General features: G+C 68.2%; 14 protein-coding genes and 2 pseudogenes. 10 read left to right on the top strand and 6 right to left on the bottom strand.

What is annotated here, in order from left to right; all coding sequences use genetic code 11:
* Positions 1–730 (bottom strand): RNA polymerase sigma factor (locus EFK10_RS23695; RefSeq protein ID WP_164836132.1); only part of this gene is annotated, 730 nt, incomplete at its 3' end.
* A gap of 495 nt (positions 731–1225) precedes the next feature.
* On the opposite strand from EFK10_RS23695, the gene EFK10_RS23700 reads away from it, so the two are divergent.
* Together EFK10_RS23700 and EFK10_RS23705 are read left to right on the top strand one after the other, a co-directional pair.
* A complete protein-coding gene (locus EFK10_RS23700) occupies positions 1226–3055 on the top strand; it encodes a sialidase family protein (protein ID WP_127357658.1) in 1830 nt (609 codons plus the stop codon).
* Positions 3056–3532 (top strand): hypothetical protein, encoded by a 477-nt coding sequence (locus tag EFK10_RS23705; RefSeq protein ID WP_127357659.1) that lies wholly within the window; start codon positions 3056–3058, stop codon positions 3530–3532.
* Positions 3533–3789: 257 nt separating this feature from the next.
* Here the strand turns inward: EFK10_RS23705 and EFK10_RS23710 are convergent, their stop codons facing one another.
* Both EFK10_RS23710 and EFK10_RS23715 read right to left on the bottom strand, forming a co-directional pair.
* Positions 3790–4920, bottom strand: a complete 1131-nt coding sequence (locus EFK10_RS23710) for an alkaline phosphatase family protein (RefSeq protein WP_206305560.1) — start codon at positions 4918–4920, stop codon at positions 3790–3792.
* The gene (locus EFK10_RS23715) at positions 4917–6077 is read right to left on the bottom strand and encodes an alkaline phosphatase family protein (RefSeq protein ID WP_322973383.1); all 1161 of its coding nucleotides are present in this window, start codon (positions 6075–6077) and stop codon (positions 4917–4919) included. The genes EFK10_RS23710 and EFK10_RS23715 overlap by 4 nt, the downstream gene beginning before the upstream one ends.
* A gap of 347 nt (positions 6078–6424) precedes the next feature.
* On the opposite strand from EFK10_RS23715, the gene EFK10_RS23720 reads away from it, so the two are divergent.
* Positions 6425–6697 carry a hypothetical protein gene (locus EFK10_RS23720; RefSeq protein ID WP_127357660.1) on the top strand — a complete coding sequence of 91 codons (273 nt, stop codon included), beginning with the start codon at positions 6425–6427 and terminating at the stop codon, positions 6695–6697.
* 187 nt (positions 6698–6884) lie between these two features.
* Here EFK10_RS23720 and EFK10_RS52230 read toward each other — a convergent pair.
* Together EFK10_RS52230 and EFK10_RS23730 are read right to left on the bottom strand one after the other, a co-directional pair.
* Positions 6885–7028, bottom strand: a pseudogene (locus EFK10_RS52230) (transposase); the annotation flags it as partial.
* Positions 7029–7236: 208 nt separating this feature from the next.
* Positions 7237–8190 (bottom strand): DUF5996 family protein, encoded by a 954-nt coding sequence (locus EFK10_RS23730; protein ID WP_127357661.1) that lies wholly within the window; start codon positions 8188–8190, stop codon positions 7237–7239.
* Between the two features lie 167 nt (positions 8191–8357).
* On the opposite strand from EFK10_RS23730, the gene EFK10_RS23735 reads away from it, so the two are divergent.
* From EFK10_RS23735 to EFK10_RS23755, 5 genes are all read left to right on the top strand, one after another.
* Positions 8358–8630, top strand: a complete 273-nt coding sequence (locus EFK10_RS23735; RefSeq protein ID WP_127357662.1) for a CYTH domain-containing protein — start codon at positions 8358–8360, stop codon at positions 8628–8630.
* Positions 8631–9635: 1005 nt separating this feature from the next.
* Positions 9636–10127 (top strand): SigE family RNA polymerase sigma factor, encoded by a 492-nt coding sequence (locus EFK10_RS23740; RefSeq protein ID WP_240677426.1) that lies wholly within the window; start codon positions 9636–9638, stop codon positions 10125–10127.
* On the top strand, positions 10124–10900 hold the full coding sequence (locus tag EFK10_RS23745; protein WP_127357663.1) for a hypothetical protein: 777 nt from the start codon (positions 10124–10126) through the stop codon (positions 10898–10900). The genes EFK10_RS23740 and EFK10_RS23745 overlap by 4 nt, the downstream gene beginning before the upstream one ends.
* Before the next feature lie 499 nt (positions 10901–11399).
* On the top strand, positions 11400–11621 hold the full coding sequence (locus EFK10_RS23750) for a hypothetical protein (RefSeq protein ID WP_127357664.1): 222 nt from the start codon (positions 11400–11402) through the stop codon (positions 11619–11621).
* A 452-nt stretch (positions 11622–12073) separates the two neighbouring features.
* Entirely contained in the window at positions 12074–12493 is a 420-nt protein-coding gene (locus tag EFK10_RS23755) for an NUDIX domain-containing protein (protein ID WP_164836133.1), read from the top strand.
* 6 nt (positions 12494–12499) lie between these two features.
* On the opposite strand, the gene EFK10_RS50795 is transcribed toward EFK10_RS23755, so the two are convergent.
* Entirely contained in the window at positions 12500–12979 is a 480-nt protein-coding gene (locus EFK10_RS50795; protein WP_240677427.1) for an integrase core domain-containing protein, read from the bottom strand.
* Positions 12980–13702: 723 nt separating this feature from the next.
* Between EFK10_RS50795 and EFK10_RS23765 the strand changes: the two genes are divergently transcribed.
* Entirely contained in the window at positions 13703–14137 is a 435-nt protein-coding gene (locus tag EFK10_RS23765) for an SRPBCC family protein (protein WP_164836134.1), read from the top strand.
* A 123-nt stretch (positions 14138–14260) separates the two neighbouring features.
* Positions 14261–14572: pseudogene (locus EFK10_RS23770) on the top strand (zinc ribbon domain-containing protein); the annotation flags it as partial.
* Positions 14573–14739: the final 167 nt, after the last annotated feature.

Here is a 14739-nt window from a genome sequence, read left to right on the forward strand (position 1 = left end):
CGCGGTGGGGCTGACCGCCGGAGCCGGGCGGCCGCGGGCTGTCCTTCACCGTCGGCACCGTCCGCTGCGCACGCGGCGGCCCCGCCGCGTCACCCGCATACGGAACCGCCAGTCCCAGCACCGTGAGCGTCGCCGCCGTGGACAGCGCTGCCGCCGCCTGCAAGCCACCGCCGCCGCCTGCGGGCCGCGGCCGCGCCACGCGCCCGCACACCCACAGTGCGATGCCGAATGTCGCGGCGAGCGACTGCCGCAGCGCCCTCCGGGCCCTGGCCAGCAACGACTCGACCGCCCGGTAGCTGAGCCCCATGTGGGACGCCACCTGCTCGACGTCGAGGTCCTGCGACTTCAGCCGCAGCGCCTCCGCCTGCCGGGCGGGCAGTTCCCCGCTCTGCCCGGCCAGCCAGATCGCCTCCGCGCGATCACACACCGACTCCTCCAGAGTCGCCGGCGCCGGCATCGCGTGGGTCGCGAGACTGGCCACCTCCGTCTCGCGGTTGACCTGCCGGTACCGGTCCGTGCACAGCCGTATGGTCACGGTCGTCAGCCACGCACCCAGCCGCTCGTCGTCGACGTGCGGGTTCTCCACGGCGCGCAGCATCGCCTCATGGACGGCGTCCTCCGCGTCCTCCCGGCTCATGGACCGGCGTCGCGCAACTTTCAGCAGCTGTTCACGGTGGCTCCACATGCGCTGCCACCGCTCGTCCGAGCCGCGATAGGTTTCCGTCGTCATCAGCCCCCCTCGCGCTTTCACACCGAGCGGCGCCGACATTACTCCCCAGTAAGGCTGACGGGGAGGGGGCATCTTCCGATGGCCGCCGGGTCCATGAACATGAGGCCTTCTGGATCTATCTACGGCGACCGCGGCGCAGGCCGTCTGACCTGGGCCCACCGGATGCCCCATCCCCGGCAGCGGCCGCCGCTACCCGCACCCCGTACTCCCGCCCGTGATCGCCGCCATCGAGGCCGAGCGGTGCGGCCCCTACCGCGATGCCTTCGGCTGTGCGCCGGCTGTGGACTACGCGGCCGCATCCAGCACCGCTGCGCCGCCGCCGACCCCGACCCCGGTATGGACTGCCTCCGAGTCAAAAATATTTGTCTTCAGCGCGACGGACACACCGGCCGTCCCCGTAGAGCAGATGAACGAGCTGTCCGTCCAAGGGATTCCGCACGCCGTAGCACCTCGCCCCATCGCCCCTGATCCGACTCACGAACCCACGAGGTATCTGTGGCTCTGTCTGTCTCCTCCTGCTTTCTCTCCCATCCGCGGTCATGGTGGCGCGTCCTCATCGGCCTCATAGCGCTGGCCGCCGGCAGCGCGTCCACTCTGCCGGGCAGCATTGCCGGGGCCGCCACTCCCGCTTCCGGCTCGGTCAGCGACACGTCGCCCACCGCGACCTGGAGCGCCGGTCCGTTCGTAGTGCCCAACGTATCCGGCGCCGCCGGCACACCGAGTTGCACCGGCTCCCAGTTCTGCGACGACTACGCCCTGCAGGTGACCGTACCGTCGGGCTACGACGCCGGGCACAGCGTGCGCATCACTGTAAAATGGCCTGACGCCGCCGCCGACTTCGACCTCTACGTCCTCGGCGCGAACGGCCAGGAGGTCGCCGCCTCCGCGTCGTCCAACGACCCCGAGACCGTGGTGCTCCCGGCGGTGACGGCGTCGTACACCGTGCGCGTGGTGCCGTACGCGCCGCTCGGCGACAGCTTCACCGGCACCGCGAGCCTGGTCGGCAATCCGGTCGGTCCGCCGCCCGGCACGGCCACGCCACCGACGTACAGCGCTTCATCTGCGCCCGACAGCATCAAGGACGCTCACAACGCCGGCGAGCCCTCCATCGGCGTAGACCGCGCGACCGGCGCCGCGATGTTCCAGGCGTACACCTCCACGCTGAAGGTCACGTACGGCAGCGCCGGCGCCGCCACTTGGACGGACAAGAGCGCCCAGGCCGCCAACGGCTGCCCGCAGGGCAGCGTCACCAGCCTCGACCCCATCCTGTTCACCGACCCGAAGACCAACCGCACCTTCGAGTCGCAGCTCGCCGGCAAGACCGCGCTGACCTGCTACACCGACAACGACGGCGAGACGTGGACGCCGACGTCCGGTTCCGGCATCAACTCGGGGGTCGACCACCAGACCATCGGCGGCGGCCCGTTCGCCCCGGGCGTCGTGGGCGCGCTGACGTCCTACCCGGACGCCGTGTACTACTGCTCGCAGGACATCGCCGACGCCTCGTGCGCGTCCAGTCACGACGGGGGCCTGACCTACGGGCCGGCCGTCCCGATGTACTCCCTGCTGGACTGCGGCGGCCTGCACGGCCACGTCAAGGTCGCCCCCGACGGCACGGTGTACGTCCCCAACAAGGGCTGCGGCGGCAACCAGGCCGTGGCGGTCTCCCAGGACAACGGCCTGACCTGGACCGTCCGCAAGAACCCGGCCAGCACGGCCGGCGACAGCGACCCCAGCGTGGGGATCGGCGCGGCCGGCACCGCCTACATGGGGTACCAGAACGGCGACGGCACCGCGCACATCGCCGTCAGCCACGACAAGGGCGCCACATGGCTGTACGACCAGAACGTCGGCCAGTCTCTCGGCATCAAGAACGTCGTCTTCCCCGTGGTGACCGCTGGAGACGACAACCGCGCCTCCTTCGCCTTCCTCGGCACCACCACCGGCGGCAACTACCAGGACCCGTCCTTCACGGGCGTCTGGCATCTGTACGTGGCCACGACCTACGACGGCGGCCAGTCCTGGGTCACCGCTGACGCGACCCCGAACGACCCGGTGCAGAAGGGCTCGATCTGCACCGGCGGCACCACCTGCGGCCAGGACCGCAATCTGCTGGACTTCAACGACATCACCACCGACGCCCAGGGCAGGGTGCTGGTGGCCTACGCCGACGGCTGCACCGGCGCCTGCGCCACGGGAGGCCCGCAGAACTTCGACGCCCTGGCCACCATCAGCCGCCAGGCCACCGGCAATACGCTGTACGGCGCGTACGACGCCCTGGTCAGCGGCAAGCACGCGAAGCTCAAGCCCAAGGGAGGCCAGTAGGTGAAGCCCCTTGCCCCAGCCGTGATGCTCACCGGTGCCGTGCTCACCGGCATGTTCGTCACCGGTTGCGCCCACGACACCCCGGCCGGCAAGCCCTCTGCCGTGCCGTCGCAGGTGGCGAACGCGGCGGAAACGGCGCCCGGCGGCTGCCCCACCAGAACGTCGCTGCCGCTACCCAAGGAGTTCCCGGCGACCCTGCCGGTCCCCGAACGCGCCACCGTCACGTCCGTGGAGCACCGCTCGGGCAATCGCCTGGTCGTCAACACGGTGGTGCACGGCGGTTTCCGGGCCGCCTTGTCCTTCATGCAGCAGCGGCTGCCCAAGGCCGGGTACACGCCCGCGGAGGGCGAGGTGGAGACGTACGACGCCGAGTCGAACTTCTCCTCCGCGACCGTCGCGGGGCGCTGGACGCTGCGTGCGGTGCCCGGGTGTCCCGACGCGGTGTATCTGACCTACCTGACGTCTCGGAAATCCTGACGTCACGTCACGTCACGTCACGTCACGTCACGTCACGTCAAACGCTGCGGCCGGCCCTCCCGATCCCTGGGTGGGCCGGCCGTCGGCGCGTGACGTACGTCGCTCCGCCGCGGCGGCACCCGCCAGTGGTGCTGCCGCCGAGCTCGCAGGCTGGCCCTGGCACTGCTTCACTACTGGCGGCAGGAGTACACCGCCGCCTATGCCCTGGCGATGCCCCGAGTGGAAGGGCTGCTCCGCAGACCCCGCCTCTGTCCACGTCACACACCTCGGTTGTAGACGTCGGTGCCGAACCTCGGGAGGCCGGGGGCTCCGGCGTAGCCGAGGTGGGAGAGGCCGAAGAGATCCTCAATGCTGGCCAGCAGCGAGTAGTGGTTGTACGCAGTGGAGTTCCACGTGTTGGGCGTGACGAAGCGTGGTGACACCACCAGGGCGCCGACCCGGCCGCCGCCGAGGCCGGCGATCCCGGGGAGCGGGCTGTTCGGCCCGGGGCCCTCCCCGCAGCACGCGCTGGAGTCCTGCTGCGGGCTGCCCGACTCGTCGAAGGTGATCACCAGCATGCCGTCCTTCTGGAAGGCGGGCGAGGAGGTGATCTGCGGCACCCACTGGCGCAGCCAGGCGTCCGCGGAGGCCAGCCCGCCCGGCTGCCCGTCGACGCAGGGCGAGTCGTGCCCGTCGTGGCACAGGTTCGGCGTGATGTAGGAGAGGTTGGGCGTGGTCGAGGCGCGCTGCAGGTCGGCGGGGAGTCCGCTCAGGTCCACCATATTGCTCTTGCACACCGGCGAGTCGGTGATCGCGTGGAAGTAGACGAAGGGGTCATGCCGGGCCGCGTACTGGTCGCCGACCTTCGCCGTCTGTGTGGTGTCCTGGGTGCCGAGCTGAGGGTGCCGGCAGGGCGTACCCATGTCTTCCATGTACCCCTTCCAGCTGCGCCCGGCGGCGGTCAGCTGGCCGGCCAGCGTCGGCACGGATGATGGGTACACGCAGCCCTGGCCGACCGCCTGTCCCTGCGGCGCGGTTCCGGTCTGGACGAAGTCGCTGTAGGTCTGGCAGTCGGACTGGGTCTCGGCGTTGGGTCCCTGGCCGGAGATCTGCGCGAGGTAGTTGTCCAGGCTGTTGTGCCCGATGCCGTAGTACTGGGACAGCAGTATCCCCTGCGCCCGCAGGGTCTGGCTGAGGTAGGGCGCGGCGGAGGTGGGGCCCCAGGTCTGGTCGTAGCCCTTGTTCTCGAGGTTGATCACGAAAACGTGCCCGACGGGTGGCGGGACCGAGGTCGTGGCCTGCACGCTCGCGATGTTGCCCGTGAGCAGTGCAGCGGCCAGCGCGAGGCCGGCGAAGAGCGAGAAGCGACGCAGCCGCGCCGCGCGGGATCGGTGGGTTCGCCGGCTCACGTCAGGCTCCAGCCGTTGGACACGGCAAGGTCGTGAAGCGCGTGCCACTCCTCGTAGTCGCCGGGGGTGCTGAGCCCGCAGGGTGCGCCGACGACCGAGGGGACGTTCCACTGCGGTGCCACCAGGCTGGGCGGGTTGCTGAAGTCGAGGACCTCGGCGAGATTGCGCGCGTTGGCGTCGCGAGGGGTCAGCGGTGCGAGGTTCCACCGCCATTCGATGGCCTTGAGCACCGAGGTGTGGTCGTAGACGTCATGCGCGACGTACCCTCGGCGGGCTCGCGGTGAGATGACCAGGCAGGGCACGCGGAAGCCGCGCAGCCCCCAGTCGGGGTTGGCGTCCGGTGCCACCGCGGGTGCGACGTGATCGTAGAAGCCGCCCCACTCGTCGTAGTTGATCACCAGGAGGGTGCGGCTCCAGGCCGGGCTTGAGGTGACGGCGCGGTAGATCTGGTTGAGGAAGGTCTGGCCCGCGCGGATGTCGGCATGCGGGTGGTCGTCCGCCGATGTCCCGGTGCCCTCGTCAAGGAACTTGGGGTCCACGAAGGAGACCTGTGGAAGGGTGCCGGCCGCACAGTCGGCGAGGAAGTCGCCGTACGGGTGGCTGATCGGCAGGTACTTGGTGCCCCATAGCGCGGTGAACGGCGTGTCGTAGTAGTAGTAGCGGCCGCTGAGTCCCGCCCCGGCCAGCCGGTCCCAGATGGTCGGCAGGGTCGAGGTGGCGGTGGAGTTGTGGATTCGGTCCGTCTGCGCGGCGTGCTGATAGAAGCGGTTCGGGTAGGTCTCGGCCATGATCGCCGAGAAGTATCGGTCGCAGGCGGTCCAGTAGGGCGCGGCGTTGCCGTAGAAGGCGAGGTCCTCGGGGAGGTAATAGCCGATCGAGAACAGGTCGTTCTGACCCGCCCGCAGCCATCCGTCGCAGGCGCCGCTGTTGTATTCGACGCGGCCGCCCTCGAAGGAGTGGTCCGGGTCGTTGTAGCCGCAGCCCTGGGTGGTCTGCAGGTGGTGAGTGCTGTGCGACTGGCCGGAACGGTCGGTGTAGCGCAGCCCGGCCTGCTTGCCGTCCGCCCCTGGCAGCCAGCCCAGGTAGTGGTCGAACGACCGGTTCTCCATCATCACCACGACGATGTGGTCGATCCCGGAGTTTTCGGGCGTTGGCAGAGTGTTGTCCGGTGCGGGTCGCGCCGAGAGCGGCGGGCGCGGCCAGGGTCGTACCGATCGCGGCCGTCGCGGCTCCGGCGAGGAACTTGCGGCGAGATGTACTCATTAGAACCTTGTACGGGACGAACTTACGCGCGAGTAGAACGGAATATGACGCTCCCCTGAACGCGATGAGCAGCCGCTGTGCCCGAGAACGACACCCCCGCCCCCGCTCCGGCCCCGGACACCAGGGCCGCCCAGCGGGCCCGCCACAACCACCGCGCCGTCCACGCCCTCCTGGATCCAGCGGCAGCGCCGAACTGCTGCAGCAGTGGATCGAGGACATCAAGAGCGACGACATCGCCGCGATGACCAGCTACGCGACCGGACTGACCAACGACTTCGACGCCGTAGACGCCGGCCTGAGCCTGCCGCACAACTCGGGCGTGATCGAGGGACGCGTCACCGACCTCAAACTGATCAAGCGCCATGGGAGGCCGCGCCCGTATCCGGCTCCTACGCAACCGGGTCATCCTCGTCGCGCACTCCCGGCGCTCCAACAAGCCCGCACCGATCACCGACGACCCCTGGGCGATCAACGCTCACGAAAATCTTGTATGAGCCCGTTCTTTTCTGAGTGATCTCTCTCGTGGTTGTCGTGTCCGGTCGGAGGTGAACTTCGTTGCTGTCTCTGGTTGATCGGTGCTGGCGGCGGTGCGTGGAGAGGCGGGCGGATGGGCTGCGCAGAGGTTCAGCGTGATCTAGCGAGGAACCTCGGGCGTTCACGCCCGAGAAGAATCGCTTCTCTGGACTGCTCTGACCCGCAGGTTAGTGCGGACGTTTCTGCTGCTCGATGTACTCCTTGATGATGGACAGCGGCGCTCCGCCGCACGAGGCGGCGAAGTACGAGGGAGACCAGAAGTGCGCGCCCCAAAGGTACTTGCGGATGTGACCGGGGTACTCCTGCCGTAGCCGCCGGCCGGGTCAGCTGCATGGTGTGCTGTGAAGCCCCCTCCACCGCTTCCGAACCTCTCCTGCCTCGCCTGTCACGCATTGTTCGACGGCGCTCACACTCTCACGCCTTGGCATGTAGTGGCACCTGTCATCTGGTTCGGTGGCGCTGTGGCTGGGGCTCGCGGCTCCTCAAACTAGTCTTCCGAGTCAGGAATCTCGACCTGAGTCAGCCGTGCTGGTGCTGGACGAGCGCGGGCGGTGTCCTGCTCATGTACCAACCCTCGACGCGGGGTCCGACGAGGTCGGACGGCCAGCCTGCGGTCTCGACGGCGGCATCGTAGACGGCGTCACCGAACGCCACAATGGCCTGGTGCGGGTCCGCTGTCTCCCTGAGCTTGGCCCACGGCAGACGAACCAGACCAGCGTCGGGATGCCAGGCGGCGCCCTCAACACCCCAGGACCGGCCCCCGAGACCGTCCGGCTGGGGCCAGATGTACGCGTACATGCCGACGTTCGGCGCCTTGGCATCCCCGAAGGAGAATCCCACCGACACGTACGCGTCGAGCTGGGCGTTCTGCATGAACGGCGGCTGGTGGGGCGGCGGCACGGTGGGCTGCGCCCGGTAACGCGTGGCGGACAGATCGAAGCCGCCCCACATCACACCGACCCGGGGGCGGTGTCCCAGGAAGGGGGCCTGCCACGCCTCGAGCCCGTCAGCGGCGAGGTTGAACGCTGTCCAGATCAGCCGGGCCGCGTGGCCATCCCAGGTGCGTTCGACGTGATCGTCCTCGAAGCGCGGCGGGGCATCCGGAATCTCGCAGATCAACGAACTGCGCGGTTGGTGTATGCCGAGCTCGTCCGCCGCATCGCAGAAGGACGCATAGAACATGGCGACTGATCCCTTGGACAATGGCACCGCCCGCGAGCCATTATCGGCCTCGATGACCACGCCACCGTCGAGCAGGCTGTAGTGCACCGTGAAGGTCACGCCTCGCTGCCGAAGGGTTGGCGTACTGAGCCCCCGGGGGGTGACATCGAGGACGGTGTTTCCCCAGCCGACTTCGAAGGGCTCGTCGAGGGTGTACTTGCCTGCGACCTGTACCACCCGGTTCACGTAGTCAACCATCGGCGCCAGGTCCTCATAGACCAGCGTCGGCCACGCATTGAGACGTTCGCTCACAGAGAGCCTCCCAGCGTGTCGATGGGATCATCGGGAGGGGACGTCAGGTGCCGCGCCCGCTCCCCGATGCAGCGACGGGCGGGCCTCGGACACCGAACTGCGATCCAGTAGCCAATTCTCACACGCAGGTCAGGGTCCTGCCCGCTCGGTGGCATCAGGGGCGACCGATGCGGCCTGGAGCAACGTTCACGTTCCGTGGGTTCGGCATCCAGCGGGCGCGATACATCGACGTCTTCGACCCGCCTCTGCACGGCCTGGTCCTGGCCGAGACAGAGTTCACCACCGACGAGGACATGCGCACCTTCGAGCCGCCCGAGAACATCGTCGCCGAGGTCACCGACGACCCGCGCTTCACCGGCGGCCAACTCGTCCAAGCGCACCGAACCGAACTGATCTCCTGGCTCAACGACTACGGAATCAAGCTCAACCCGGACTACTGAAAGCCATGATCCGAACAAACCAGTCCACAGGCCTTGACTATTACTCGGCCCTGGGCCTAGCGCCAGACCCGAGTTCCGTGCCGGTCGAACTGCAGAGCGACTCGGTCGACGGCCTCGCGCCGTCGCTCCTGGCCGACCCGGTGGCGCCCGAGCGAGGCCCGGTTTGTCGCACTGGATGCCGTTCCTGTTCCAACGCAGGTACGGCACCGAGGACCGGCCTCTCACCCGCAGCTACATACGCGAATGCCTGGTCGCGACCTGATGGCTCCGCAAAGTCGAGCCGTGACGTAGGTCACCATAAAACCTATGGAGGGGATGTAACCCAGTGGGTCTCCCGGAGCGTAGAGACTGTACTCATCCAATCGTCAGTGAGGAACGTTCCAATCGTGCTCCGCGCACCCACCGGTACCTGGCCAACGCGGCGTGGCCGGCGTCGCGGTGCTGCCGATCGGCTGCAAGGGCGGCAACCAGGCGTCCTCCGGTGCCGTAGGCGAGGTCAAGGGTGCGGTCAGCACTGCCGCTTCGGCTACCGGACGTGCCCTGCGGCCGTGTGCGGTACGCGGCCTGAGGGACTGCTGGACGACCCCGGATGCCCGGTGGGGGATCCGCGTCGGCGGCCGGTCCGTCGCCGGCGCCTGCGGCGCCTTCCAGGAGCAGGTTTCCAGCACGCAGCGGTCCGGCGTCGACCCGGGCGTGACCCGGGTCAGTCCGGTCGCGACGCAAACCGCCGCAGTACTCGCCGCCGTACGCCGAGGACCGCTTCCGCCGAGACGGGAGTCAGGCCGCTGCCCTACCAGAGTGATGGGTTTCTCCCCCTGTCTGCCCCGCGGCAGCGGCCCGGCACGCGTACGGCCGGGCAGGATGTCGCGGGAAACCGGAGGCTTTGGGGGTCGGACATCGCCAGACGGATACAGTGCGCAGCCGGTGGGGCCGCGCCCGGAGCACGGCGCCCCCATCCCCCGAGGGGTGTCTCGTCGGGCCGACCGGAGCAGGGAGCGGAAGCGCTTGTCGCCTGAGGAGTTCGACGAGTTCTACGCCGGGAGCTGGTCGCGGCTGGTCGGCCAGCTGTACGCGATGACCGGGAACCTGGCCGAGGCGCAGGATGTCGTCCAGGAAGCTTACGTCCGTGCCTGGCGGCAGCGCGAGGAACTCTCCGCTTCCGGGGCCCCGGAGGCCTGGGTCAGGACCGTGGCCTGGAGGCTCGCCGTGAGCCGGTGGCGGCGGGCCCGCAGTTCCCTGCTCGCGCTGTTCCGCCACGGGGTTCCACCCGACCAGACCGGACCAGGACCGGAGCACGCCGCGCTAGTGGCAGCGCTGCGCAAAATACCCGAGGAGCAGCGTCGAGTGGTTGTCCTTCACTATCTGTGCGACCTCCCCGTTGCGGAGGTCGCCGCGCAGACCGGCGCACCGGTGGGCACGGTCAAGGTCCGCCTCGCCCGAGCCCGAGCATCACTCGCCCGGCATCTGACCGGGGATCTGATGGATCTGAACGCATGATGGGCAGCAACCAGCACCACCACGACGCCTCCGGCCCCAGGGACGAACGGTTGCGCGAAGCGCTGTACCAACTCGCCGACAGCGCCGGCGGCACGCCTCCGCTGAGCGGGGCCGAGGTGCGCGCGCTGGCCGGGCGCCGCCGCAGCAGCTGGCTGGCGGTTGTGCCCGCGGCGGCCGTGGCCGGGCTGATGGTGGGCACCACCGCGTTCGCTCTCACAGGCGGCTTTGCCACCGAGCCGCGGCACACCGCGCCCACGCAGGGCACTCCACCCCCCGCCTCCGCACCCCCCGCGCCGCACGGCTCTTCCCCTTCCGTCTCCGGCCGGACCCGGACGGCTCCCGGGCCCACCACCACTGCGGTCCCCTCCCGGCCCCCGGTCGCGAGCGCAGCGTCGCACGCGCCACAACTGCCGCTCCCAGGCCCGACCCGGGTGGCCGCATGCGTTACCGTCCGCAGTGGGGAATCCCTGGTCTCGCTGCACGGGCTGAGCATCCCCGGCACCCTGACAGCGGGGCCACGCGCGATACTTTCGGCGGTACCGCTCTCCTGCGCGCGAGGACGCCTGGCGCCCAGCGGCCCCCCGCAGCAGCTGAGGGCCTCGCCGGACGCCGCGGTGACCACGACGGCCCCCCTCAGCAACAGCCCCGCCTCGGCGCCGAGCACCCTTGAAGAACTGGCCGTAGGACTGGCACGCCACCCCGACCAGCTCTTCGGCATCCGCCGGGACGCCTCGGGCCGGGTGATCCGGCTGGACGAGGTGTACGTAGGGTGACACACCGTCGAGACGTACGACCCGTACCGACGCTGCCAGGCAGCGGGCCTGCGGCCGATTCCGGACCGCTACGGGCTGCTGCCGCCCGCGGACCATGATGGCAGGAAGCACACTCTGGTCACGCTGGCGTTGATACGTGCGCACGAGCGCCTCTGCAGACCCGGACAACCTCGCCGATCTGATACTGCCGAAGGGCACGTTCCTTGTGCGTCAGGGGCGGCCCGACGAGTGGGGCTGGCCAACCAGCGAAAGCAACCCGGCGGGTCCCCGGCGCCGAGTTGCCCTCGAGTGTGGCCCGTGTCACTCATGAAGTTTGCTGGGAGATGTAACCCGGCACCGGTCGAGCTGCGTAGAGGGTGCGGTACCAGTTCCACCTACGCCCCGGGGCGTAGGTGGCAGAGCCTGACCGGCCGACCATGAGAGCACCAATGCACCATGTGCGCCAACGGTCGCCGAAATTTCAGAAATAACCTGTAGCGATTGAAGGGAAGAGGAAGTTATGCGTAAGGACGCCGCGTCGCAGATCCAGACCTGCGAGATTTCCGACAGCGAGCTGGACCACATTTCCGGCGGTATCGCCGGCGCCGCCGTCAACGCCGCCGGCTACGGCGCTTTCGTGGGCGTCGGCGACGTCGTCGGGGCCGCCGAATCCCAGGTGCGCGCCCTGCCCGTTTCCCCGTTCACGGGCCTCGTCACGGTGCAGACCACCCCTGGATTCTGACGAGGACGCTCCTCAGAAGGCGTCGCACCGTAGGCATCAATTGGCCCACCCCCGTACCTGAAAACAGGTAGGGCTGATTGATCAGGACCCTGGAACCCCGGTTCCAGGGTCCGTGCGTCTTCCGGGTGAAGGACGTGTGACCTTGACGTCGATCCCGCTTGTCGCGTTTTCTATGTGATGACCGCTCATGGCCGCCGGGCGTGCCGTGGTTTCGTAGGTGAGAGTGGGCAACGCATGTCAGCGGTTTCGGGCAACACTTCGCGATCGTTTGGCTTGGAAATATCGATGAGAAGTAGCAACGCCACAGCGGGGTAGGGCCCGCATCGAAGGCCCGGTCACTGGTGTTGACGTCCTGGCCCGGACCAATGGGTCACGTGGCAGGATGCCCAGGTGACGGAGGCCAGGAAACTGCAGCGGGTCGGGCTTATGGCCTTGCTGTCTCGGGCGGCAGAGTGCTGCTGGCCCAGATTTCGAAGAGCGCTCGTGGCGGTGTCGGGCAGTGGATGCTTCCCGGTGGAGGAGTCGAACACGGCGAGCATCCCGAAGAGACACTGGTCCGGGAGTTCGAGGAGGAGACCGGGCTGAGCGTGGCTGTCGGTCGTCTGCTTGAGATCGAGTCGGACCAACGGATCGTTCCACCTCATGAGGGGACGCACGCTGATATCCACACCGTGATGCTCATCTACTCGGTGACCGTGGTGGACGGTCATCCCCGCGACGAAGTGAACGGTGCGATGACGGGTCCAAGTTGGGTCCGCATCACTGAACTTGACGGACTTCCGGTCTTCGACACGTTCCGCAGTATTCTGGGCCTGTTGGGTGCCAAAAGTCTCGTACATGCGCTGAGCTGGGCGTTCGCCGGGCGGTCGTGATCTTCGTCAGGCGGTGCTGTGGTACTCGTGGAGGAGCCCGCTGAGGACGTCGTGGCGTTGGATGCGCTGGGCGGGGAAGAGAATGACGTCCGGGTCGTCGGCAGGAGCGCGAAGGTTCAGGGCGCGGTGCGGTCTTCCGGTGTTGTAGTGCTCGGCGTACTGGGCGAGGACTCGCCGGGCGTGCTGTTCGTTGTAGCTCAGCATCCGGTCGGTGCACTCGGCTCGGGCGGTGCGGATGAACCTCTCGACGCGGGCGTTCATCTTCGGCGCCTGTGGTGCGGTTTTGAGGATGTCGATGCCGGCGGCGGTGAAGACGGCGTCGAATGCCTGGGCGTAGCGGCTGTCGCGGTCGCGCAGCAGGTAGCGGAAGCCGGAGGCCCGTTCGTCGAGGTCGGCCAGGAGGTTTCTGGCGAGTTGGGTGGCCCAGGCGGCGGTGGGGTGGGTGGTGACGCCGAGGATGTGCACGGTCCGGGTGCCGACCTCCATGACCACGAAGGCGTACAGCCTGGTCAGGCCTGCGGTGTCAACGTGGAAGAAGTCGGCGGCGAGTAGGCCGGAGGCCTGGGCGCGCAGGAACTCGCGCCAGGTCGGTGCTGCGCTGGGACTTCGCCCGGGTGCGGGGCCGAGGCCGGCGCTGCGCAGCCCTCCAGTCCGTTCGTATCCGGGTCGGCCTCCTCGACCTCGACCGTCTCGATCACAGTCTTTTCGACACCGAGTAGCCGAGTCCATATCCTTGCAAAGCGCACGCCGTATCCAGGTTCTTCCGTTTCGTACCGTCGTAAGTCGAAACGTAGCCGGTGTACGGCGTGTTGTGTTCATCGGCCCCGCTCAGCGACCCACGGAAGCAACAGGGGAGCCCGATTTTTGAAGGTGGTTCCCCCGGGGCCGGCAGCTCCGAAAGGTCAAGATCAATCTCACCGGGATTTTCTGTACGCCGACCACTCATGCCCGAAGACACACGCCGCCACGACTGCCCGCGAGATTGGTGTCGCTCAATGCTTCCGGAGTTCGTGTGTACAGCTGCCGCCAGCGGGCACGCGGCGGACAGGGACGAGTTTCCGAGGTCCGTCGGGACAAATGCCTAGAGTTCACCCGCGGAAACTCGGACATCACGGTATTGGCGACGGCCGCCACCGCAGCAAGTGCGCGGCCCATGCGAGCAGCGCTCTGACCAGCGAAGAGATACGCATGAGCGGGAGGATCGGGACGATGGGTGACTACGAGGCATCACGCCAGATCCAAGCGAAGAGCGACACGGTGTTCGATGTGGCGGGCCATCTCGACTGGATGCAGCGCTGGCTTCCGCCCGGGATGCACCTGACCACCCCCGACCCGGCCCACCCCGAGGTGGTGCGTGTCGAGGACGAGCTGGCCAACCGCCAGTCGGAAGAGGCGGTGGTCCGCACCGCAGCAGATCGCCAGCGGATTGAGTGGGACAACCTCAAGCCGCACAACTACTCCGGCTGGTTGCAGGTCACCGATGCCGCTCCAGACAGGAGCCAGGTCACGGTCCACCTGTCATTCGTTGGCGGGCACGATGCAGGAAACGCGAGCGCCGAACGTACCCTCTCCCACGAACGGATCCAGCAGCGACTCGAAGAAGGACTCGAGCGGCTGGAACAGGAGATCATGGCCCACGCCTGAGGTGAAAGCGTGGACCCCACCTGCGGAAACGCGGACATAGTCGCTGGCGGCGTGGCTGCGGCGGCCCGACAGCGACCCTGAGCCCGTCACGCCATAGTGTCCCCCGCCGGCAGCTCAAGTGACCGGGTACGGCTCCGAAAGGACCAGCGGACCAAACTGCACTCGTGGAGCTTCCACCAGCTCGCCTCCTTCGTGGAATACAAAGCGCGCCGGGCCGGGGTACCACTGGTGTACGTCGATCCGGCGTACACCAGCCGGCAATGCTCCGAGTGCGGACACATCGACCGGAAGAACCGCGTCGATCAAGCAACGTTCGCGTGCCGATCCTGCGGGGTCCTCATGCACGCGGACCACAATGCGTCCCACAACATCGCCCACAAGGGCGACGCTGTGTGGATCGCGGGGCGTGAGTCACGCGTCCCAGTCACCGCATAGGTGCTCTGGACGGAGGAGGCCACACCACAGCCAGCGGTGCCCCACCTCCAAGCCCGGTCCTTTAGGACCGGTCAAGTTGAGTACGCCGGACATGTCCGGTCGCTAAGGGGTGGAAGTCCCCCACGAGGAGAGGTGAGACTAACTCGCTAGCCAAAGGCAAGGGCGTC

Origin of the sequence: Streptomyces soli, assembly GCF_003999195.1 — a bacterium.
In the GTDB taxonomy this organism is placed as follows: domain Bacteria; phylum Actinomycetota; class Actinomycetes; order Streptomycetales; family Streptomycetaceae; genus Actinacidiphila; species Actinacidiphila soli.